Genomic DNA, 20,532 nt, shown 5'->3' with positions numbered 1-20,532 from the left:
CAGTGAGGGCAGCTTCAGCTCGGGCGCTGCATGTCGAAGGTGTCCTGGGTGCGGCTGTAGGACATGCCGCCGAGCCGCCCGACCAGGTCGAGTTTGTGCGGGTCGATGCGGCCGTTGTCGGTCAGCACCTTGTCGTCGACATGCGCCAGCAGGACTTCGGCGAAGATCAGGTGGCAGTTCGGCGCGTCGGCCGGGTACGGCTGGATCTGCGCCACGCGGCACTCGAACGCCACCGGTGCGCCCAGCACCCGCGGCGGCGCCACGCGCTGGGACGCCTGGGTGGGAATGCCGCAGTGCTCGAATTCGCTGATGCCGTGGGGCAGCACCGCCGCACTGGCGTTCATGGCTTCGGCCTGGGCGAAGGACACCAGCTGGATCACCAGCTCGCCGGTGGCCTGCACGTTGCGCAGAGTGTCCTTGAGGCTGCCGTCGTCACGGGTGCCGACGTTGATCATCAGGGTCGGCGGCTCGTCGCTGATCACCTGGAAGAAGCTGAACGGGGCCAGGTTGCTGACCCCGTCGGCAGACAGGCTCGAGACCCAGGCGATCGGCCTGGGCGTCACCGTCGAGGCCAGCCAGCGGTAGCACTCCAGGGGCGACAGGTGCGCGAAGTCGAGCAGCATCAACGGCCCGCCCGCGATTCACGGATGTAGAAACGCGCTCGCTCGGACTTGCTGGTGCAGCCCTTGTAGCCTTCGAACTGTTGCTGGGTCTTGGCGGCGGTCAGCAGCGACAACGCCTTGGAATAACTCACGGTACCGGCGAAACCCTCGGCCTTGGCCAGGTCGAGTTCCTGCCAGGCCGCGTCCAGCTGGGTCGCGCAGGTGTCACGGTACGCCGTCTTGCCGGCACAACCGGCCAGCACCAGTACCATCAGGGGGAGACAGATCCAGGCTTTCATTGCTCATACTCCTCGGAAAAAGCAGGTTCAACAGACCGTTTGCTGGCGACCCTTGGGCATTCGAAAATCAAGTCCCCGGCGATTCGATATGACGCTTCGCTTCAGCAAAAGTGCCCGGGGTCAGGCATGATTGCGCTGCTCCAAGTACTCGACCACCGCCTGCTGATCGCCGGCGAACTCGATGCGCCCGGCCTTGCTCTCGCGCTGGAACACGTACATCGGGTCGTAGTATTCCACCAGCAGCGCCTCGATCCAGGCCCGGTGCAGATCCACGCCCGCCCCGGCCTGCTGTTCCTGCAGCGCCTGCTGCATGATCGCCGCCAGGCGCTGGTAACGCTCGCCGCCCAGGCGCTTGGTGATGTTGGTCAGGCTCTGCTGCAACCGCTCGGCGAACGCCTTGAAGCCCTCCTCCTCGCCCTGCAGCTCGATGAACGCGGCGCACAGGTCGGTGACGTAGTCCTTGAGGATGCGCTCGACGCGCCCCTGCAGGCTGTCCTCCAGCCACACCATCGGGTAGTGCTGCATGCCCTGGTACAGCTCGAGCGGCAGCGAGCACTTGCCGATGATCCGCCCTTCGTCTTCCAGCACGAACTGCGAGAGGCCAGCCGCGCGCTTGCGCAGGATGTCCACCGCCAGGGCGTTCTCGAAATCGATCTGCGCCGGTTGCCCGGTGGCGCGCTTGCCGAAGCTGGAGCCCCGGTGATTGGCGTGGCCTTCCAGGTCCAGGCTGTTCCCCAGTTGAGCGATCACTTCGGTCTTGCCGGTGCCGGTCATGCCGGCCACCAGCACGAAATTGCACTGCGCCACCGCCTGCTGGGTGGTTTCCAGCAGGAAGGTGCGCATCGCCTTGTAGCCACCGATTACCCGCGGGTAGTGGATGCCAGCCTCGCTCTTGAGCCACTGCTGGACGATCTGCGAACGCAGCCCGCCGCGGAAACAGTACAGGTAGCCGTCGGGGTTGGCCTTGGCGAACGCCGCCCAGGCCTCGATGCGCGCGGCCTTGATCGGCCCGCTGACCAGGCGATGGCCCAGCTCGATGGCCGCCTGCTGCCCGTCCTGTTTGTAGCTGGTACCGACCTTCTGCCGCTCGATGTCGTTCATCAGTGGCAGGTTGACCACACCGGGAAAGGCGCCCTTGGCAAACTCCACCGGCGCCCGGGCGTCCATCATCGGCACGCCGTCGAGGAACAGCGCGCGGTAATCCTGAGTGTTGTCGCGCATCAGATCACCTCGACGGCGTGACGCTGTCGCTCCAGCAGGTGGCCGATGGGTTGCAGCGCCAGTCCCAGTTCCCCGGCCGTGGCGAGGAATTCGGCCTCGCCTTCCGGGGTCACGGCAACCAGCAGGCCCCCGCTGGTCTGCGGGTCGCACAGCAGCAGTTTGTGCAGTTCCGGCAATGGCGCGATCTTCTCGCCGTAGCTGTCGAAATTGCGCAGGGTGCCGCCGGGGACGCAGCCCTGTTCCAGGTAGTACTCGACGTGCTCCAGGCGCGGCACTTTGGCGAACTCGATGCGCGCGGTGAGGCCGGCGCCGTCGGCCATTTCCACCAGGTGACCGAGCAGGCCGAAGCCGGTGACATCGGTCATCGCCGTCACGCCCTCGAGCCGGCCGAAGCGGCTGCCCGGCTTGTTCAGGGTGCACATCCAGTCGCGGGCCAGGCCCACGTCCTCGGCACGCAGCTTGGCCTTTTTCTCGGCAGTGGTAAGGATGCCGATGCCCAGGGGTTTGGTCAGGTACAGGGTGCAGCCGGCGGTCGCGGTGTCGTTGCGCTTCATGTAGCGTTTTTCCACCAGGCCGGTGACCGCCAGGCCGAAGATCGGCTCCGGGGCGTCGATGGAGTGGCCGCCCGCCAGGGGAATACCCGCCGCGTCGCACACCGCGCGGCCACCGCGAATCACTTCACGCGCCACTTCCGGGGCCAGCACGTTCACCGGCCAGCCGAGAATGGCGATGGCCATCAACGGGTCGCCGCCCATGGCGTAGATGTCGCTGATGGCGTTGGTGGCGGCGATGCGCCCGAAGTCGTAGGGATCATCGACGATCGGCATGAAGAAATCGGTGGTGGACACCACGCCGCGCTCGCCATCGATGGCGTACACCGCTGCGTCGTCCCGGGAGGTGTTGCCGACCCACAGGTTGGGGTCGAGGTTCTGCGCCCCGCTGCCGGCCAGGATCACTTCCAGCACCTTGGGGGAAATCTTGCACCCGCAGCCAGCGCCGTGGCTGTACTGGGTCAAACGAATCGGCTCACTCATGGACTCTCACTGCTCTCGTGTCGACAGGCGCGCGCATTCTAGCAGGCCGTGGGGTCACTGGTGCCTTGGCGCTGCCGGTCGGCCAGCGTATGTTGATAGGCATTGTGCAATGGGGGTGTGAATGAGCAAGCGAGTGGCACTGGTACTGGGTTCGGGCGGCGCACGGGGCTACGCGCATATCGGGGTGATCGAGGAACTGGAGGCACGGGGCTATGAAATCGCCTGCATCGCCGGCTGCTCCATGGGCGCGGTGATCGGCGGCATCTACGCGGCGGGCAAGCTCAAGGAATACAGCGACTGGACCCAGAGCCTGGATTACTTGGATGTCCTGCGCCTGCTGGACGTGAGCTTCCGCCTGGGCGCCATCCGCGGCGAGAAAGTCTTCGGGCGCATCCGCGAGATCGTCGGCGAGATCGACATCGAGAACCTGTCCATCCCCTTCACTGCCGTGGCCACTGACCTCACCAACCAGCAGGAAATCTGGTTCCAGGAAGGCTGCCTGCACCAGGCCATGCGCGCCTCGGCGGCGATCCCCAGCCTGTTTACTCCGGTGGTCCAGGGCAAGCGCATGCTGGTCGACGGTGGCCTGCTCAACCCGCTGCCGATCGTGCCGGTGGTCTCGGCCCACTGCGACCTGATCATCGCGGTCAACCTCAACGCCACCGGCCAGGCCCATTACCAGTTGCCGGTGATCGAACGGCCGCCGGCCCTGAAAGGCCGCTTCGACCAGCTCATGAGTGGCCTGGGCGCGCGCCTGCCGTCCTTCCGCCGCAAGGCCGACGACGACAGCGACATCCTGCTGCTGGAAGACCGCAGCCACGAGGTGCTGGAGGCACCCAACCCCTGGATCGACGAAGCCGACCCGGCCGAACAGCAACCCGCCGCCGCACCGGAAACCGCCGGTGCACCGAAATCCGCCAGCGGCTCGCGGGTCGCCGACCTGGCCGGGCCGGCCTCGCTGCTGGAGCTGATCAACCAGAGTTTCGAGGTGATGCAGACTTCCCTGGCGCAGTACAAGATCGCCGGCTATCCACCGGACATTCTGGTTAACGTGCCCAAGCGGGTGTGCCGCTTCTTCGAGTTCTACAAGGCGCCGGAGCTGATCATGCTCGGCCGGCAGATCGCCAGCGACACCCTGGACAAGTACGAGAACAACGAACGCTGAGGGGCCTCACGCCCCTTTCAGGCGGTAGCCGACCCCGGCTTCGGTGACGATGAAACGCGGGCTGGCCGGGTCGTCGGCCAGCTTCTGCCGCAGGTGCCCCACCACCACCCGCAGGTAATGGGTGTCCTCGGTGTGGGTCGGCCCCCAAATGTCCTTGAGCAGTTGCTGCTGGGTCACCACCCGCCCGGCATGCCGCGCCAGTTGCTCCAGCACCGCGTATTCCTTGCGCGTCAGGGCCACCTCGGCACCGTCCAGCAGCACCCGTCGGTAGGCGAAATCCACGGTCAGCGGCCCGATCGAGCGGCTCGATTCCAGTTGCTCGGCCACCAGCGACTGACGCAGCAGCACCCGCACCCGGGCCAGGAATTCCTGGATGCCGAAGGGCTTGGTCACGTAGTCGTTGGCGCCGCCGTCCAGGGCCAGCACCTTCTCGCCTTCGCTGGCGCGTACCGACAGCACCAGCACCGGCACACTCGACCAGGCGCGCAGCTCGCGCAGCACCTGTTGGCCGTCCATGTCCGGCAGGCCCAGGTCGAGCACCACCAGGTCCGGCTTGCCCAGGGCTGCCTGAGCCAAGCCCTGCTCGCCGTTGGCGCCTTCCAGCACGGTGTAGCCCTGGGCGGCGAGGCTGATACGGAGGAATTTGCGGATCTGCGGCTCGTCGTCGACGATCAGGATGGTCGTGGGCTGGCTGCTCATGCGCTCTCCTCGTCCATCTGCGGTTGCGGGTGCACCGGCAGGTGCAGGGTCAGGGTGGTGCCCTGGCCGTCCAGGCCCTCGCCCACGCTCACCCGCCCGCCATGGGCCCCCACCATGCCCTGACAGATCGCCAGGCCGAGGCCGGTGCCCTGCCCACCGCGATCGCCCCGGGCCACGGTGTAGAACATGTCGAAGATCCGTTCGCGCTCGGGCTCGGGAATCCCCGGTCCTTCGTCACTGACGGCGAAACGCAGCTCGCCGTCGGCCGCCTCCAGGCTCACCCGCAGGCGCCCCGGGTGCGGCGAGAAGCGCGCGGCGTTCTCCAGCACATTGACCAGTGCCTGTTCGATCAGCGCCGCATGGGCATACAGCAGCGGCAGCTCGTCGGCCACCTGCACCTCTACCTGCAGCGGCGCGAGCACCGGACGCAGGCGTTGCAGGGCGCTGGCGACGATATCGGCCGGGGCGATCCAGTCCCGGGCCAGCTTGAGTTCGCCATGGCCCAGGCGGGTCATGTCCAGCAGGTTCTGGATGTAGCGGTCGAGGCGCTCGGCCTCGTCGCGGGTGCCTTCGAGCAGCTCGCGGCGATCCGCCAGGGGGATCTGCTCGCCCAGGGCCAGCAGGCTGTCGATGGAGCCGCGCATGGCGGTCAGCGGCGTGCGCAGGTCGTGGGATACCGAGGCCAGCAAGGCGCTGCGCAGCTCTTCGGTTTGCCCGTGCAGGCGCGCCGCTTCCAGGTCTTCAGCCAGCTGCGCCCGCGCCAGGGCCTGGGCCAATGGTTGCCCCAGGGCCGCGATCAGGCGCCGGCGCTCCGGGGCCAGGGCACTGCCGTCGCGGGTGCTGATGCCCAACAGGGCCAGCGGCCCTTCTTCGGCCGACAACGGCCACCACCACCAACGTCCGCCTGGCAGGGTGCCGGTGCCCGCGCCCGCCGGCTGGCCGTGCTTCCAGGACCAATCCGCCGCCGCCCGTTCCGGCTCGGCCAGCAGCCGTTGCACCCCGGCCTCCACGCGCCACACGCCGTCGTCGCTGCGCGCCAGCACGCTGACGTCGACATCGGACCAGTGGCCGAACTGCTGCATCGCTGCCGCCAGCACAGCCTGGCGATCGGTGGCCGCGGTCAGGCGCCGCGACAGGTCGAGCAGCGCGGTGGTTTCCGCCTGGGTCTGGCGCAGCACCTGCAACTGCCGGCGCTGGCGGGTCGCCAGGTTGCCGGTCAGGCCGGCCATGAGCACGAAGAACAGCAGCGTCAGCACATCTTCCTGGCGCTGGATGCTCAAGGTCAGGGTCGGCTGGATGAACAGGAAGTTGTAGGCCAGAAATGACAGGCCGGCGCACGCCAGGGCCGGGCCCAGGCTGCTGCGCACGGCAATCACCAGCACCGCCGCGAGGAACACCAGGGAGATGTTCGGCAGCTCGACGAAACGGGCCAGGCCCAGGGCCACCGCCGCCGCCACGCCGGTTGCCAACAGCGCCAGCCCATAGGCTGGCCACTGCACCGGCGGGCGGGCGTGGGCCAGAGCCGGCGCGCGGTCGGCCTCGGTGTCCAGCACGCTGACTTCCAGCCCTTCGCCCAAGCCCAACAGGCGCTCGGCCAATCCGCGCCCGACATGCCAGCGACGGCGCAGGCGGCGTCGGCTGCGGCCCACCAGAATCAGGCTGGCCCGGCGCTCCCGGGCGTGTTCGATCAGGGTGTCGGCCACCGAGTCACCGCGCAGCAGCACCACCTCACCGCCCAGGCGCTCGGCCAGTTGCTGGGCCGCCTGCAGGTTGCCCAGGCGCGCCTCGTCACGCTCGCCGCCGGTGTCCACGTGCACCACCGACCAGGGCAGATGCCGCCGCTCCGCCACCCGGCAGGCATGACGCACCAGGCGTTCGGCCTGGCCGTCGCCGTCGATGCCGAGCAGCAGGCGCCCGCGCACCGCCGGCGCTTCCAGGCCCTGCTGGCGGTAGCGGCGATTGAGGTCGGCATCCACCCGGGCCGCGGCGGTCTGCATGGCCAGCTCGCGCAGCGCGGTGAGGTTGGTCTGGCTGAAGAAGGCGTCGATGGCGGCCCGCGCCTGTTCCGGCACGTACACCTTGCCGTCGCGCAGGCGCTCCAGCAGTTCCCGGGGTGGCAGGTCGATCAGCAGGATCTCGTCGGCCTCCTGCAGCACCCAGTCCGGCACTGTCTCGCGCACCTGCACCCCGGTGATGTCGCGCACCTGGTCGTTGAGCGCTTCCAGGTGCTGCACGTTGACCGTGGTGTAGACATCGATACCGGCATCGAGCAGCTCCTGCACGTCCTGCCAGCGCTTGCCGTGGCGGCTGCCGGGCACGTTGCTGTGGGCCAGTTCGTCGACCAGCAGCAAGGCCGGCGGCCGCGCCAGGATGGCGTCCAGGTCCATTTCGCTGAGCGCCACGCCGCGGTACTCGATGCGCTGCGCCGGCTGCTGCGGCAGCCCGGTGAGCAGCGCTTCGGTTTCCGCCCGGCCATGGGTTTCCACCACCCCGACCCGCAGGTCCACGCCCTGGCGCAACTGGGCCTGCGCCGCCTGCAGCATAGCGAAGGTCTTGCCCACCCCTGGCGCCGCACCGAGAAAGACTTTCAGGCGACCGCGCCCGCCCCGGGGCAAGTCGGCCAACAGGGCATCGGCGCGTGCAGCATCGTTCATACAGCTTACTCAGTGACCAGGGTGGGTGGATTGTCGGCCAGCGCCCGGTTCAGCGCCAGTACGTTGACCACCGGCGGGCCCACCGGCGACTGCTGCACCTGCTGTTCAATCAGGCGCACCAGGCGCGATTCGGGAATGCCCCGGGCTTCGGCGATGCGCGCCACCTGATAGCGCGCAGCGTCCGGGGACAGGTGCGGGTCGAGGCCACTGGCCGAGGTGGTGACCAGTTCCATTGGCACCGCGCCCTGCCCGGCCTGCTGCCACTGCGCGGCGGTGCCGGCAATGCGTTCGGCCAGGGCCGGGTTGCTGGGTGCGAGGTTGCTGGCGGCGCTGGCCACCGTGGCGTGGTTGCCGGCGGACGGCCGCGGCTGGAACCACTGGGCGCCGTCGAACGGCTGGGCCAGCAGCGCACTGCCGCGCACCGTGCCGTCGCCGTCACGCACCAGGCTGCCGTTGGCCTGTTCGGGAAAGGCCACCTGGGCCACGCCAGTGACGCTCAGGGGGTAGGCGACCCCGGTCAGCAGGGTCATGAAAGCCAGTACCGCAACGGCGGGACGCAATTGAGTCAGCATGGGTGTTCTCCGTATCCGGGAGGGACAGGCACCCGCCTGCCCTCCGATGAAAGTCTTGGCGCGCCTTACACCAGGCCCAGCGCCACCAGCAGCACATCGATCAGCTTGATCCCGACGAAGGGCACCAGGATGCCGCCCAGGCCGTAGATCAGCAGGTTGCGGCGCAGCAGGCTGGCCGCGTCCACCGCCTGCACCCGCACGCCTCGCAGGGCCAGGGGAATCAGCGCGACGATGATCAGCGCGTTGAACACGATGGCCGAGAGGATCGCGCTCTGCGGGCTGTGCAGCTGCATCAGGTTGAGCGCGCCCAGTTGCGGGTAAATCCCGGCGAACAGCGCCGGCAGGATGGCGAAGTATTTGGCCACGTCGTTGGCCACCGAGAAGGTGGTCAGCGCGCCGCGGGTGACCAGCAGCTCCTTGCCCACCTGCACCACGTCCAGCAGCTTGGTCGGATCGGAGTCGAGATCCACCAGGTTGGCCGCCTCGCGGGCCGCCTGGGTGCCGTCGTTCATGGCCAGGCCGACATCGGCCTGGGCCAGGGCCGGGGCATCGTTGGCGCCATCGCCGCACATGGCGACCATCTTGCCTTCGGCCTGTTCCGAGCGGATGCGCTGCAGTTTCTTCTCCGGTGTGGCTTCGGCGATCACGTCGTCCACCCCGGCCTCGGCAGCGATCGCCGCGGCGGTCAGCGGGTTGTCGCCGGTCACCATCACGGTGCGGATGCCCATGGCCCGCAGCTCGGCGAAACGCTCGCGAATCCCCGGCTTGACCACGTCCTTGAGGTGGATGGCGCCGAGCAGGCGCCCTTCCCCGGCCACCAGCAACGGCGTGCCGCCGCTCTGGGCGATCTTGTCCACCTCACGGGCCAGGGGCTCCGGCATCTGTTCGCGGGTCATGCCCAGGTAGAGCAGCACCGCATCCACCGCGCCCTTGCGGTAGCACTGGCCGTTCCAGTTGGCACCGGACAGGCGCGTCTCGGCGCTGAAGGCAATCGCCTCGATCGCGCTGCGCTCGGGTTCCGGGCCAACATTCAAGGGGCGCAGGTACTCGACGATGGACTTGCCTTCCGCCGTGTCGTCCGCCAGGGACGCCAGCAACGCCGCCTCGGTCAGGACCTTGCCGGACACGCCCGGGGCCTTGACCAGGGCGGAGCAGCGGCGGTTGCCGAAGGTGATGGTGCCGGTCTTGTCGAGCAGCAGCACGTGCACGTCCCCGGCGGCCTCCACCGCCCGGCCGGATTTGGCGATCACGTTGAGGCGCACCAGGCGGTCCATGCCGGCGATGCCGATGGCCGACAGCAAGCCGCCGATGGTGGTCGGGATCAGCGTCACCAGCAGCGCCGCCAGATACACCAGCGGCAGGTCGCCGCCGGCGTAGCGGGCGAACGGCTGCAGGGTCGCCACCACCAGCAGGAAGATCAGGGTCAGGCCGATCAACAGGATGTCCAGGGCGATCTCGTTGGGCGTCTTCTGCCGTTTCGCGCCTTCGACCAGGGCAATCATGCGGTCCAGGGTCGACTCGCCGGGGTTGGCGGTGATCCGCACCCGCAGCCAGTCGGACACCACCCGGGTGTTGCCGGTGACGGCCGAGCGGTCGCCACCGGACTCGCGGATCACCGGTGCCGACTCGCCGGTGATCGCCGCCTCGTTGACCGCGGCGATGCCTTCGATGACCTCGCCGTCGCCGGGGATCAGCTCACCGGCTTCGACCCGCACGATGTCGCCGCGCACCAGGCTGCTGGCGGCCACCGCCTGGTACTGGCCGGCGCCCTGTTCGCGGCGCGCCACCAGGCCCTGGCTACCGGACTTGAGGCTGTCGGCACGGGCCTTGCCGCGGCCTTCGGCCAGGGCTTCGGCGAAATTGGCGAAGAGCACGGTGAACCACAGCCACAGGGTGATCTGCACGGCCAGTCCGGTGGACACCGCCGGGTTGGGGATGAAGCACAGCACGGTGGTGACCAGCGCGGTCAGCTCCACCACCAGCATCACCGGCGAACGCACCAGCTGGCGGGGGTCGAGTTTCACGAAGGCCTGGCGCAATGCCGGCCGGCACAGTGCGGCGAACGAGGTGCTGGCGACCGGGCGGGCGGTATCGGCCAGCGGGATGTCTGTCTGGGTACGGGCATTCATCATGGTTCTCCCTTAGAAGCCCTGGAACATGGCGAAGTGTTCTGCGATGGGGCCGAGCGCCAGGCTCGGCAGGAAGGTCAGGCCGCCGACCAGCAGGATGGTCAGGGTCAACAGGGTGACGAACAGCGGGCCGTGGGTCGGGAAGCTGTTGCTGCCCACCGGCACCTGCTTCTTCGCCGCCAGGCTGCCGGCGATGGCCAGGACCGGCAGGATGTAGCCGAAGCGACCGATCAACATGGCCAGGGCGATCATCAGGTTGTGATACGGGGTATTGGCGCCGAACCCGGCGAAGGCCGAGCCGTTGTTGGCCGCCCCCGAGGTGTAGGCGTACAGCAGCTGGCTGAACCCATGGGCACCGGGGTTGCTCACCGAAGCCGCCGGCCCCGGCAGGCTGATCGCCAGCGCGGCCATTACCAGCACGCCCAGGGGCATGACCAGCAGGGTCGCCACCAGCAGGCGCACTTCACCGGCCTCGAGCTTCTTGCCCAGGTATTCCGGGGTGCGACCGATCATCAGGCCGGCCAGGAACACCGCGATCAGCACGAACAGCAGCATGCCGTACAGGCCCGCGCCGACGCCGCCGAAGATCACCTCGCCGAGCATCATGTTGAGCATCGTCACCATGCCGCCCAGGGCGCTGAAACTGTCGTGCATGGCGTTCACCGAACCGTTCGACGCCGCCGTGGTAGTCACCGCCCAGAGGGCCGAGGCGGCGACGCCGAAGCGGCTTTCCTTGCCTTCCATCGAGCCCACCTGCTCCACCGGCAGGCTGGCCAGGGTCGGGTTCGGCTGGTGTTCGGCATACAGGGTCACGCCCAGGCCGATGGTGAAGATGATCAGCATGCAGGCCAGCAGCGCGCGGCTCTGGCGCAGGTCCTTGACGTAGTGACCGAAGGTGAAGATCAGCGCCGCGGGAATCAGGATGATCGACGCCAGCTCGAACAGGTTGCTCCACGCCGTGGGGTTCTCGAACGGGTGCGCCGAGTTCACGCCGAAGAAACCGCCGCCGTTGGTGCCGAGCTGCTTGATGGCGATCTGGCTGGCCACCGGCCCCAGGGGGATGCTCTGGTCGGCGCCGAGCAGGGTCCTGGCCTGCACGTACTCGGTGAAGGTCTGGGGCACGCCCTGCCACACCAGGAACAGCGCCAGCACCAGGCACAGCGGCAGCAGGCCGTAAAGCGTGGCGCGGGTCAGGTCGACCCAGAAGTTGCCTACGCTGTTGCTCGAGCGCCGCGCAATACCCCGGCACAGCACCACCAGCACCGCCAGGCCGACCGCCGGGCTGACGAAGTTCTGCACACCCAGGCCGACCATCTGGCTGAAGTAGCTGAGCGCCGCCTCGCCGCTGTAGGCCTGCCAGTTGGTGTTGGTGACGAAGCTCACCGCGGTGTTGAACGCCAGGCTCCACTCCAGCCCCGGCACCTGCTGCGGGTTGAGCGGCAACAGGCCTTGCAGCACGAGAATGGCGAACAGTGCCAGCAGGCTGACCAGGGTGAAGGCCAGCAGCGCCAGGCTGTAGGTTTTCCAGCTCTGCTCGGTCTGGCTGTCGACCCCGGCCACGCGGTAGCAGAGGTTTTCCAATGGCCTGAGCAGCGGGCTCAACAGCGTCGGCTGCCCTTCCATGGCCCGGTACAGGTAACGCCCGATAAAGGGTGCCGGAATCAGCACCAACAGGAAAAAGGCCAGGATCATCCCGTAATCGTGAATCTGCATGGTGGGCCTCCTAGCGCCGCTCGGCGCGCAGCAGCGCGACCAGCAGATAAATGAAAAGCCCGGTAGCCAGGCCCAGGGATGCTCCGTCGAGAATGCTCATGTATGCGCTCCGTGATGCGGTGATGACCGCCTTGAGCGAATTGTCGCGAGCGAGGGCGTAAAGGAACGAGTGGCGGCCCCTGCCCGGGGCATAAAGAAAGCGTAAAGAACGCGTCTGGCGGGGGCGCCCGGCGTTTTCCGGGCGCCAATGAAAACGGCCAATCCCCGCTCAGGGATTGGCCGTCAGGTGTGCCACGAGAGGCCGGTCAGTGGTCGTCGGGTTTCTTCGCGGGGTCGTTGCCCAGGACCACGTGGGGCGACTTTTCGTCGACCCAGTCGCTGACCAGGCTGTAGGCCACGGCCAGCAGGGTCGGGCCGAGGAACAGGCCCATGAAGCCGAACGCCAGGATGCCGCCGAACACCCCGAGCAGCACCACCACCAGCGGCAGGTTGCCGCCGCGGCTGATCAGGTACGGCTTGAGGATGTTGTCCACGCCGCTGATGACGAAGAAGCCCCAGACGCCGAGGAAGATCGCCATGCTGATGTCGCCCTGCCACACCAGCCAGGCCACCGCCGGCCCCCAGATCAGCGGCGGCACCATGATCAGGCTGAAGCCGAAGGTCAGCAGGCCGAGCAGCAAGGCACCGGGCACGCCGGCGATCATGAAGCCGATCCAGGCCAGCACCGCCTGGGCGGCGGCGGTACCGATCACGCCGTTGACCACGCGCTGCACGGTGCCGGCGATCAGCTCCAGGTAGTGGTCGGCGCGGTCGCCGATCAGCCGCTCCAGCAGGCTGCGGGCGAAGGCCGCCAGGCGCGGGCCGTCGCGGTAGAAGAAGAACACCAGCACCAGGCTCAGGGCCAGCTCCAGCACCCCGCCGCCGATCTGTGCGCTGCGCGCCAGCAGCCAGTTGCCGACCTGGCCGAGGTACGGCTGGATGGTGGCGAAGAACTGCGCACCCTGCTGATCGATGGTCTGCCAGAAGCCCACCAGGCGGTCGCCCACCAGCGGGATATCGCCCAGCCACTCCGGCGGTGGCGGCAGGCCGGAGACCTGGAAGTTCTTGACCAGCGCGGTGGCGTCCTTGATGTGGTCCGCCAGGTTGAAGCCCAGCATCACCAGCGGCACCGCCACCAGCAGGGTCCAGCCGGCCGTCAGCAGGCCCGCGGCGGCCGATACGCGGCCCTTGAGCAGACGGGTCAGCAAACGCATCAGCGGCCAACTGGCGAAGGACAGCACGGCGGCCCAGAACAGTGCCGACCAGAAGGGTGCAAGCACCCACAACGTTGCACCGAGTAGCCCGAACAGAAGGATCTGCACCAGCAAACGGTCGTTATTCAACATCCATATCGCTCCGCGAAAGGAAACACAGGCCGGCGGCCAGACGATCGTCTGGCCGGCTCGGAAAGGGTCAAGGATGCCGGCTTGCGCGGGAAGCGACAAGCCGGCTCGTCAGCGCGTGTGGCGGATTTGGCAATGCCGGGAATGGTCCGCTCAGCGCAGCACCGTCAGGCGCAGGCCTTCGGCCTCGGCATTGCCCAGCTCCAGGCGTGCGGCACGCACCCGTTGCGCCACCAGGGCTTCGCGCCAGGCTTCGGCCTGGGGCCCGCTGAGGCTGGCACGCAGGGTGCTGTCCAGGCTCAGGCTGCGGGCCAGCAGTTCGACCCAGGCGTCGGTCGGCTCGGCATGGGCCGGCAACCGCAGTTCGCCGTCGGTTTTCAGCTGACGCAGCAGGGTCGCCGGGGTCGGCAGGACGTTCTGCAACGGTGCGTCGGCCGCCAGCAGCTCGGCGTGCAGGTAGGCCCGGCGGTTGCCCCGGGTGATGCTGTAGAGCGCCAGCAGGCTGTCCTGCTGCGGCTCGGCCAGGCGCAGCAACGCGTAGGCCTGCTGGTCGTCGGCGCCATACAGCAGCGCCTGGCCGAATACCGAGTTGGCCCACAGGTTGCTCGCGCCGCACTCGCGGCCCTGGCACCAGTAGAGCAACTCGGCGTCCTGTTCCTGCATGGCTTCGCGGGCGGCGGTGAACACATCGGTGGCCGTGTGGGTGCGCGGCAGCTCATAGGTCACGGCGGTCATCGCCCCGGTCGCCTGGATCTCGCGCTCGTAGCGCAGGCGGCCGCTGATGCGGCGGATCGAGCCTTGCGGGTAGATCCGCTCCAGCGAGGGGTTCTCGCTGAACACCGCAATTTCGCTGCCGGGGAAGCGCGGCAGCATCTCCAGATCACGGCTGCCGCTGACATCGGCCATCGCCCCGGTCGCCAGCAACGCCAGGCCCATCCCCATCGCACCGCGCATGAAGCCACTCATTTGATCAGCATCGATTGGGCGGTTTTCACCGCGTCGTCATTCCTGGCCTGCTGCACCGGCACTTGCAGACCCCGTTGTACTGCCGGCCGGGCATCCAGCTCGGCCATCCAGCGCTGCAGGTTGTCCAGGCCTTTCACCGACACCCCGGACCAGTCGTGGATGCGTACCCACGGGTAGGTGGCGATGTCGGCGATGCTGTAGTCGCCGGCCAGGTACTGCGCCTGCCCCAGGCGGGTGTCGAGCACTTCGTAGAGGCGACGGGTTTCGTGCTGGTAGCGGTCGATGGCGCTCTGCAGGTGTTCGGGGAAATAGCGGAAGAACACGTTGGCCTGGCCCTGCATCGGCCCCACCCCGCCCATTTGGAACATCAGCCATTGCATGACCTCGGAACGGCCCTTGGCGTCCTGGGGCATCAGTTGCCCGGTGAGCTCGGCGAGGTAGACGAGGATCGCGCCGGACTCGAACACGGCGAAATCACCGTTGTCGCGGTCGACGATGGCGGGAATACGGCCGTTCGGATTGATCTTCAGAAACGCCGACGCCTTCTGTTCCTTTCTGTCAAAACTCAGTGCGTGGACGGTGTAGGGCAGCTGAAGCTCTTCCAGAGCGATGGACACCTTGTGTCCATTGGGCGTTGCGGCAGTGTAAAGGTCGATCATGCGATTCTCCGTGTGCAATCGACCTCACCTTTCCCCAGTACCCCCGGCAAGTCAAGGCGCGAGCAGGAAAGGTTTGAAACAGTCTGCTACGCGCTGCGCGCCCGCCTCGTCGTCCAGGTGCAGGTGGTGGCCGCCGGGCACCCGCCGCACGTCGATGGGCGTGTCGGCCAGCAACGCCGCCAGCGACGGCTGGGCCGCCAGCATGCCCTGCTCGGCCAGCACCAGTTGCACCGGGCAGGCCAGGCGCCGAACGAAGGCCATGGCGTGGGCCTGGGTCAGACGCAGTGGCGATGGCAGGGTCAGGCGGTTGTCGGTGCGCCAGGTGTAGCCGCCCGCCACCGGCATCAGCCCGCGCTGGGCCAGCAGTTCGGCCGCCTCGCGGCTGACCGCGCCGACCCCGCGCATGCGCGCTTCCACCGCCCGTTCGAAAGCGGCGTACACTGGCTTGCGCTTGCCCGCCAGGGCCATTTGCGCGGTGAGGGCTTCGGCCAGTTTCTGCGGCGCGGCGTCGGCTTCGCCGGTGTAGGGAATCAACCCGTCGATCAGCGCCAGGCGCGTGACCCGCTCCGGCAGCGCGCCGGCCAGCATCACCGAGACGATCGCCCCCATGGAATGCCCGAGCAGGGAAAAGCGCTGCCAGCCGAACTGCTCGGCCACCTGCAGCACGTCATGCACGTAATCCCACAACGCATAGCCCGCCCCCACCGGCCGGTGGGCGGAATGGCCATGGCCGGCGAAATCCAGGGCGACGATGCGCACCCCCTCCAGCCGCGGCGCCAGTCGCGCGAAACTGTTGGCGTTGTCCAGCCAGCCATGCAGGGCGATCACCGGCTCGCCGTCCGCCGGCCCGTAGAGGTGGGCCGCCAGTTCGATGTGCGGCAGGGTCAGGCGTACTTCTTCGAAAGCCAGGGTCATGCGGAAGCCTCGGTGGTGGCCTGACCGGCCCAGCGGGCGAACAGGGATTTCAGCAATTCGGCGGTGTCCTGGGGACGTTCCAAGGGGAACATGTGGCCGCCGGGCAGCGTCAGGTATTCGCCCTTGGCCATGCGCCGGATGAGTCGGGCGTGATGGGGCAGCACCACCCGGCTGTGGCGCCCGCGCACCATGGCCAGCGGCACCTGCAATTGTTGCGGGCGCCCCGGGGCGATGTGCGGCACGCTGCGGTAGATGTTGATTTCCGTGGACGGGTCGAAGCGCAGGCGCAGCCCTTCCCCGCTCTTGAACAGGCCATGCTCGACGTAGGCGTCCAGGCATTCCGGGTCGAAGCGGCGGAACAGGGTCTTGCCGGCGAAGTACTGGCGGGCCTCGGCCGGATCGGTGAACTGTTCGCGGCGCCCCAGGGTCCGCCCGGCCGGGGTGATGCGGTCGATGAAGCCGAAACGCTTGGCGGCGCGGATCACCCATTGATCGGCGAGGGTCAGGATCGGCGAATCGAGCATCACCACACCCCGATAGAGCTGCGGATGACGCAGCGCCGCATGGTAGTGCAGCAGGCCACCCAGGGAATGCCCCACGCCCCACACCGGCTCTGCCCGTTCCTGCAGGTGATGCAACAGCTCATCCACCAGGTTGCTCCAGTTGTCATTCACCGGAAAGCGCGGGTCGTGCCCGTGCAGCGCCAGGTGACTCACGCTGTAGTCAGGCGCCAGGGCGGCGAACAGTTTGCCGTAGGTGGCGGACGGGAACCCGTTGGCGTGGGCGAAGAAGATCGGTGACGGCATGGCTCGTTCGGTTCGGCGGATACTGGGCCGGATTGTCCGGCAGCCCTGCGCCCGGGGCAATGATCGTCACGGACAATGATGATGGCGCTACGGCCAAACCCTCGGTGTCTTTATCCCGCCTCGCCGCGCAACCGCGACGGCGGTACGCCGTAGGTCCGGCGGAACACCCGGGAGAAATGCGCCTGGTCGCAGAAGCCCAGTTGCAGGGCGATCTCGCTCAGAGGCTTGCCTTGCAGCACCAAGGGCAAGGCGCGCTCCAGGCGCAGGTGGATCAGCCACTGGTGCGGCGGCAGGCCACACTGCCGGCTGAAGCGCCGCAGCGTCTGCCAGGGACTCAGGCCACAGAACGCCGCCAGTTCTTCCAGGCTCGGCGGCTGCTCCAGGCGCGACTCTAGCCACTCGCGCAGGCGCGCCCAGGTGACCCGGTCGAAGCCCGGCGTCTCCCCCGCCACGCGCAAGGTCGAGCCCTGGCTGAGCAGGCAGGCCAGCGCCTGCCACAAGGCGGTTTCCTGGACGAGCCGAGAATCGTCGCCGAGCAGCGCCGCATGGACAGTGATCAACTGACGCTGCAGCAGCGGGTTGCGTAGGCGGGTGGTGGTCAGGCGCGGGGCGCCCTGGGCGCCATCGGTCAGGCTGCGACTGGCCTGGTCCAGCCACAACGGGTCCAGGGCCAGGACCCGGATGCGGTAGCCCTCACCCGCCAGGCTGGCACCGTCATGGACATGCTCGGGCGCCATCAGCAGCGTGTCGCCGCCGCCGACCAGGCAGCGTTCGCCGCGATAGACGTAGCGCTGCTGCCCGTTCAGCATCAGGCCCAGGTGGTACTCCAGGTGAAAATGCCGGGGAAAGCTGAAACGGTGGTACTCGGCGTCGATCAGGCGGACGCCGGGTAACCCGCTGCGGATGTGGTTGATCTGCTCCATGGGCGCCAGTCTAGCGAGCGGCGCCGGGAACGGCTTGGATAAAATTGCAGGCGTCAGCCCTTCGGCGGTTGTTCGCCCAGGGGCACGATGGCCATGGTCAGCCGCGAAATGCAGCTGGCCTTGCCATCGTCACCGCTCAGGCGGATGTCCCACACGTGGGTGGTGCGCCCCAGGTGCACCGCCCGCGCCACGGCGGTCACCCGCCCGCTGCGCAGGCCGCGCAGGTGGTTGGCATTGACCTCCAGGCCGACGCAGTAGAAGCGGCTGCTGTCGAGGCAGAGGAAGCTGGCCGTGGAGCCCAGGGTCTCGGCCAGCACCACCGATGCCCCGCCGTGCAGCAGGCCATAGGGCTGATGGGTACGCGCATCGACCACCATGCTGGCCGTCAGCGAATCGTCGTCGAACGACTCGAAACGGATGTCCAGCTGTTCGCCGATGGTGTTCTTCAACATCTCGTTAAGGCGCCCGATATCCGGGGTCTGTCGCCACAGGCTCATGAACAGGTTCCTCTGCAGAGGGCGGACGCGAGAGCGCCCGCCGGCCGATCAATCGTGCCAGAGCACCGCTTCGCCGCGCTGGCCCCATTCGACGAAGCGCGATCCGTAGGTGCTTTCCACCACATTACGCTTGATCTTCAGGGTTGGCGTGAGGAAACCGTTGTCCACCGCCCAGACTTCCTTGACCAGCACCAGGCCTTGCAGGCGTTCGTGCTTGTCGAGGTTGCCATTGACCTCGTCGAGCAGCGTGCGCAGGCTGCTTTCCAGCTCGCCGCGGGTGCCGTTGGCGGCCTCCTGGCGGCCCACGTCCGACAGCACGCACAGCGCCATGGGCTGCGGCAGGCCGTCACCGACCACGCACACCTGCTCGATGCGCGAATGCTCGCCGATGCGGTTCTCGATGGGCGCGGGAGCCACGTACTTGCCCTTGCTGGTCTTGAAGATTTCCTTGATGCGCCCGGTCAGGCGCAGGTTGCCTTCGGCGTCCTGCTCGCCCTTGTCGCCGGTACGCAGGAAGCCGTCCTCGGTAATGGTCTCGGCCGTCTTCACCGGGTCCTTGAAGTAGCCCTGCATGGTCGCCCCGCTGCGCACCTGGACCTCACCGTCCTCGGCGATACGCACCTCGACGCCCGGGCTGTTCTGGCCGATCCAGCCCTGGCGGAAGCGCCCCGGCCGGCACACGTGGGAATACCCGCAGTTCTCGGTCATGCCATAGACCTCCTGGATGTCCATGCCCAGGCGGCGGTACCAGTTGAGCAGGGTTTCCGGCACCGGCGCGGCACCGGACAGCGCGTAGCGGATGGCGTCCAGGCCCAGCCCGGCCAGGACCTTGCGCCCGACGATGCGGCCAATGAACGGTAGCCTGAGCAGGCGGTCGAGCTTCTGCGCCGGCATCTTGCTGTAGACGCCCATCTGGAACTTGGTCCAGATCCGCGGCACGCCGAACATCACGGTCGGCCGGGCGCGCTTGAGGTCTTCGAGGAAGGTGTCCAGGCTCTCGGCGAAGTACACCGTCTGGCCGCCATAGAGCGAAGCCATCTCGACGAACATGCGCTCCGCCACGTGGCACAACGGCAGGTACGACAGCACACGGTCGCTTTCGTTGACGCCGAACAGCTGCACGGCATGCCCGGCGGCGAAACCGAAATTGCTGAAGTTGTGCATCACCCCTTTCGGCGCACCGGTGGTGCCCGAGGTGTAGATAATGGTCGACAACTGGTCGGCGCCGGGCCGTGGCGAGTCCTGGATCGGCGCGCAGCCCTGCAGGTCATCCCAGGTGTAGGTGAAGCTGCCCTCGGGGCGCAGTGGCAGGCCGATGGTCGGTACGTTCTGCGGCACGCCGCCGGCCATGCCCGGCCAGTCGTCCAGCTTGCCGATGAACGCCAGGGCCGCCTCGGAATGGGTCAGCACCTGGCTGACGGATTCGGCGGTGAGGTTGGGATAGAGCGGCACGGACACGTGCCCGGCCATCCAGATCGCCAGGTCGGCGACGATCCAGTGCGCACAGTTCTTGGAAATGATCGCAATGCGGCTGCCTTGCGGCAGCTCCTGGCTGCGCAGCCAGTTGGCCGCCCGCCGTGCCTGTTCACCTACATCGCCCCAGTTCAGCTCCTGCAACTGCCCACCGGGCAGGGGCTGAACCATGTAGATCTTGTTCGGATGACGCGCTTCTCGCTCGTAAAACACGTCCAGCGGCAAACGGATAGCATCGGCCACGGGGTTTCCTCCTTTGTTGTTTTTGTGGAGCCAACCAAGCAATTGCTTGGTTGACTATTCCACGCACAAAGGCGCCCCGCAAGTGGAGAAATGTTTCGGTGTGTAGTGCAGCCTCACCCCTGCCCGGGATGGACCAGCGCCAGCAGTTCCAGGGTGCCGGCCGCCAGCACCTCGCCCTCGAGTTCAGCCAGGCTGGCCGTGTGCATCGGCAAGGGTTGCTGACGGTGGCCGTGGATCAGCAAGCCGCCCAGGGCGCCCACCAGCGGCTGGTGGGTGACCAGCAGCCATTCGCCCTCGGCGCAGGCATCCAGCTCGACCAGGGCTTCGCGCAGGTCGCTTTCCGGGGTCAGCCAGGGCACTGTCTGGATGGCTCCGCTGAAGCCCACGACCTCGCGCACCAGCTCGGCGGTCTGCTGGGCCCGCACATAGGGGCTGGCGAGAATCCCGCTCAGCGGCCGTCCCTGCAACTGGACCGCCGCCTGGCGCACCTCGTCGCGCCCGTGGGCGGTCAGGGCCCGCTCGGCATCGCTGCGGGCGCGGGGTTCGGCCTGTCCATGGCGCAACAACCAGAGTCTCATCG

20 protein-coding genes are annotated in these 20,532 nt (G+C 67.8%); 1 reads left to right on the top strand and 19 read right to left on the bottom strand.

Going from position 1 to position 20,532, the window contains the following annotated elements; genetic code table 11:
* Positions 1-14: 14 nt before the first annotated feature.
* The 4 genes from N5C28_RS07770 to selD all read right to left on the bottom strand — a co-directional run bounded on the left by N5C28_RS07770 (position 15) and on the right by selD (position 3,156).
* Entirely contained in the window at positions 15-623 is a 609-nt protein-coding gene (locus N5C28_RS07770) for a flavin reductase family protein (RefSeq protein WP_279821419.1), read from the bottom strand.
* Positions 623-901, bottom strand: a complete 279-nt coding sequence (locus N5C28_RS07765; protein WP_279821418.1) for a hypothetical protein — start codon at positions 899-901, stop codon at positions 623-625. Before N5C28_RS07765 ends, N5C28_RS07770 begins: the two co-directional genes overlap by 1 nt.
* A gap of 120 nt (positions 902-1,021) precedes the next feature.
* Entirely contained in the window at positions 1,022-2,122 is a 1,101-nt protein-coding gene (gene mnmH / locus N5C28_RS07760) for a tRNA 2-selenouridine(34) synthase MnmH (RefSeq protein ID WP_279821417.1), read from the bottom strand.
* Positions 2,122-3,156 (bottom strand): selenide, water dikinase SelD, encoded by a 1,035-nt coding sequence (gene selD / locus N5C28_RS07755; RefSeq protein ID WP_279821416.1) that lies wholly within the window; start codon positions 3,154-3,156, stop codon positions 2,122-2,124. The genes mnmH and selD overlap by 1 nt, the downstream gene beginning before the upstream one ends.
* 121 nt (positions 3,157-3,277) lie before the next feature.
* Between selD and N5C28_RS07750 the strand changes: the two genes are divergently transcribed.
* Positions 3,278-4,321 carry a patatin-like phospholipase family protein gene (locus tag N5C28_RS07750; protein WP_279821414.1) on the top strand — a complete coding sequence of 348 codons (1,044 nt, stop codon included), beginning with the start codon at positions 3,278-3,280 and terminating at the stop codon, positions 4,319-4,321.
* A 6-nt stretch (positions 4,322-4,327) separates the two neighbouring features.
* Here N5C28_RS07750 and N5C28_RS07745 read toward each other — a convergent pair whose 3' ends face one another.
* From N5C28_RS07745 to sixA, 15 genes are all read right to left on the bottom strand, one after another.
* The gene (locus N5C28_RS07745) at positions 4,328-5,020 is read right to left on the bottom strand and encodes a response regulator (RefSeq protein WP_279821413.1); all 693 of its coding nucleotides are present in this window, start codon (positions 5,018-5,020) and stop codon (positions 4,328-4,330) included.
* Entirely contained in the window at positions 5,017-7,674 is a 2,658-nt protein-coding gene (locus N5C28_RS07740) for a sensor histidine kinase KdpD (RefSeq protein ID WP_279821411.1), read from the bottom strand. The genes N5C28_RS07745 and N5C28_RS07740 overlap by 4 nt, the downstream gene beginning before the upstream one ends.
* 5 nt (positions 7,675-7,679) lie before the next feature.
* Complete coding sequence (gene kdpC / locus N5C28_RS07735; RefSeq protein WP_279821410.1) at positions 7,680-8,246, bottom strand: potassium-transporting ATPase subunit KdpC; 567 nt, start codon at positions 8,244-8,246, stop codon at positions 7,680-7,682.
* Between the two features lie 65 nt (positions 8,247-8,311).
* Entirely contained in the window at positions 8,312-10,375 is a 2,064-nt protein-coding gene (gene kdpB / locus N5C28_RS07730) for a potassium-transporting ATPase subunit KdpB (RefSeq protein WP_279821409.1), read from the bottom strand.
* 12 nt (positions 10,376-10,387) lie between these two features.
* Positions 10,388-12,088: a potassium-transporting ATPase subunit KdpA gene (gene kdpA, locus N5C28_RS07725; RefSeq protein WP_279821408.1), complete on the bottom strand. Its 1,701-nt coding sequence runs from the start codon at positions 12,086-12,088 to the stop codon at positions 10,388-10,390.
* Between the two features lie 10 nt (positions 12,089-12,098).
* The gene (gene kdpF / locus N5C28_RS07720; RefSeq protein ID WP_279821407.1) at positions 12,099-12,188 is read right to left on the bottom strand and encodes a K(+)-transporting ATPase subunit F; all 90 of its coding nucleotides are present in this window, start codon (positions 12,186-12,188) and stop codon (positions 12,099-12,101) included.
* A gap of 205 nt (positions 12,189-12,393) precedes the next feature.
* Positions 12,394-13,473: an AI-2E family transporter gene (locus N5C28_RS07715; protein WP_279821406.1), complete on the bottom strand. Its 1,080-nt coding sequence runs from the start codon at positions 13,471-13,473 to the stop codon at positions 12,394-12,396.
* Positions 13,474-13,623: 150 nt separating this feature from the next.
* Positions 13,624-14,424, bottom strand: coding sequence for a DUF4892 domain-containing protein (locus tag N5C28_RS07710; protein ID WP_279821405.1), 801 nt, complete (start codon positions 14,422-14,424; stop codon positions 13,624-13,626).
* An 8-nt stretch (positions 14,425-14,432) separates the two neighbouring features.
* Positions 14,433-15,095: a glutathione S-transferase N-terminal domain-containing protein gene (locus N5C28_RS07705; RefSeq protein WP_279821404.1), complete on the bottom strand. Its 663-nt coding sequence runs from the start codon at positions 15,093-15,095 to the stop codon at positions 14,433-14,435.
* Positions 15,096-15,146: 51 nt separating this feature from the next.
* Positions 15,147-16,010, bottom strand: a complete 864-nt coding sequence (locus N5C28_RS07700) for an alpha/beta hydrolase (RefSeq protein ID WP_279821403.1) — start codon at positions 16,008-16,010, stop codon at positions 15,147-15,149.
* Positions 16,007-16,816 (bottom strand): alpha/beta hydrolase, encoded by an 810-nt coding sequence (locus N5C28_RS07695; RefSeq protein WP_279821402.1) that lies wholly within the window; start codon positions 16,814-16,816, stop codon positions 16,007-16,009. The genes N5C28_RS07700 and N5C28_RS07695 overlap by 4 nt, the downstream gene beginning before the upstream one ends.
* A 110-nt stretch (positions 16,817-16,926) precedes the next feature.
* On the bottom strand, positions 16,927-17,739 hold the full coding sequence (locus N5C28_RS07690; protein ID WP_279821401.1) for an AraC family transcriptional regulator: 813 nt from the start codon (positions 17,737-17,739) through the stop codon (positions 16,927-16,929).
* Positions 17,740-17,792: 53 nt separating this feature from the next.
* Positions 17,793-18,236 carry a hotdog fold thioesterase gene (locus N5C28_RS07685; protein ID WP_279821400.1) on the bottom strand — a complete coding sequence of 148 codons (444 nt, stop codon included), beginning with the start codon at positions 18,234-18,236 and terminating at the stop codon, positions 17,793-17,795.
* 48 nt (positions 18,237-18,284) lie between these two features.
* Positions 18,285-19,952 carry an AMP-binding protein gene (locus N5C28_RS07680; protein WP_279821399.1) on the bottom strand — a complete coding sequence of 556 codons (1,668 nt, stop codon included), beginning with the start codon at positions 19,950-19,952 and terminating at the stop codon, positions 18,285-18,287.
* 113 nt (positions 19,953-20,065) lie between these two features.
* Complete coding sequence (gene sixA / locus N5C28_RS07675) at positions 20,066-20,530, bottom strand: phosphohistidine phosphatase SixA (RefSeq protein ID WP_279821398.1); 465 nt, start codon at positions 20,528-20,530, stop codon at positions 20,066-20,068.
* Positions 20,531-20,532: the final 2 nt, after the last annotated feature.

Origin of the sequence: Pseudomonas sp. GD03944 (assembly GCF_029839275.1) — a bacterium.
In the GTDB taxonomy this organism is placed as follows: domain Bacteria; phylum Pseudomonadota; class Gammaproteobacteria; order Pseudomonadales; family Pseudomonadaceae; genus Aquipseudomonas.
This window is presented reverse-complemented; position numbering and strand designations above follow the sequence as displayed.

What these genes read in the sequence shown, in the direction of transcription:
- mnmH (WP_279821417.1), bottom strand. Translation starts at nt 2,122, where the DNA reads ATGCGCGACAACACTCAGGATTACCGCGCGCTGTTCCTCGACGGCGTG.
- kdpF (WP_279821407.1), bottom strand. Translation starts at nt 12,188, where the DNA reads ATGAGCATTCTCGACGGAGCATCCCTGGGCCTGGCTACCGGGCTTTTC.
- selD (WP_279821416.1), bottom strand. Translation starts at nt 3,156, where the DNA reads ATGAGTGAGCCGATTCGTTTGACCCAGTACAGCCACGGCGCTGGCTGC.
- kdpB (WP_279821409.1), bottom strand. Translation starts at nt 10,375, where the DNA reads ATGAATGCCCGTACCCAGACAGACATCCCGCTGGCCGATACCGCCCGC.
- sixA (WP_279821398.1), bottom strand. Translation starts at nt 20,530, where the DNA reads ATGAGACTCTGGTTGTTGCGCCATGGACAGGCCGAACCCCGCGCCCGC.
- N5C28_RS07710 (WP_279821405.1), bottom strand. Translation starts at nt 14,424, where the DNA reads ATGCGCGGTGCGATGGGGATGGGCCTGGCGTTGCTGGCGACCGGGGCG.
- N5C28_RS07695 (WP_279821402.1), bottom strand. Translation starts at nt 16,816, where the DNA reads ATGCCGTCACCGATCTTCTTCGCCCACGCCAACGGGTTCCCGTCCGCC.
- N5C28_RS07740 (WP_279821411.1), bottom strand. Translation starts at nt 7,674, where the DNA reads ATGAACGATGCTGCACGCGCCGATGCCCTGTTGGCCGACTTGCCCCGG.
- kdpA (WP_279821408.1), bottom strand. Translation starts at nt 12,088, where the DNA reads ATGCAGATTCACGATTACGGGATGATCCTGGCCTTTTTCCTGTTGGTG.
- N5C28_RS07765 (WP_279821418.1), bottom strand. Translation starts at nt 901, where the DNA reads ATGAAAGCCTGGATCTGTCTCCCCCTGATGGTACTGGTGCTGGCCGGT.
- kdpC (WP_279821410.1), bottom strand. Translation starts at nt 8,246, where the DNA reads ATGCTGACTCAATTGCGTCCCGCCGTTGCGGTACTGGCTTTCATGACC.
- N5C28_RS07715 (WP_279821406.1), bottom strand. Translation starts at nt 13,473, where the DNA reads ATGTTGAATAACGACCGTTTGCTGGTGCAGATCCTTCTGTTCGGGCTA.
- N5C28_RS07750 (WP_279821414.1), top strand. Translation starts at nt 3,278, where the DNA reads ATGAGCAAGCGAGTGGCACTGGTACTGGGTTCGGGCGGCGCACGGGGC.
- N5C28_RS07700 (WP_279821403.1), bottom strand. Translation starts at nt 16,010, where the DNA reads ATGACCCTGGCTTTCGAAGAAGTACGCCTGACCCTGCCGCACATCGAA.
- N5C28_RS07770 (WP_279821419.1), bottom strand. Translation starts at nt 623, where the DNA reads ATGCTGCTCGACTTCGCGCACCTGTCGCCCCTGGAGTGCTACCGCTGG.
- N5C28_RS07690 (WP_279821401.1), bottom strand. Translation starts at nt 17,739, where the DNA reads ATGGAGCAGATCAACCACATCCGCAGCGGGTTACCCGGCGTCCGCCTG.
- N5C28_RS07745 (WP_279821413.1), bottom strand. Translation starts at nt 5,020, where the DNA reads ATGAGCAGCCAGCCCACGACCATCCTGATCGTCGACGACGAGCCGCAG.
- N5C28_RS07705 (WP_279821404.1), bottom strand. Translation starts at nt 15,095, where the DNA reads ATGATCGACCTTTACACTGCCGCAACGCCCAATGGACACAAGGTGTCC.
- N5C28_RS07685 (WP_279821400.1), bottom strand. Translation starts at nt 18,236, where the DNA reads ATGAGCCTGTGGCGACAGACCCCGGATATCGGGCGCCTTAACGAGATG.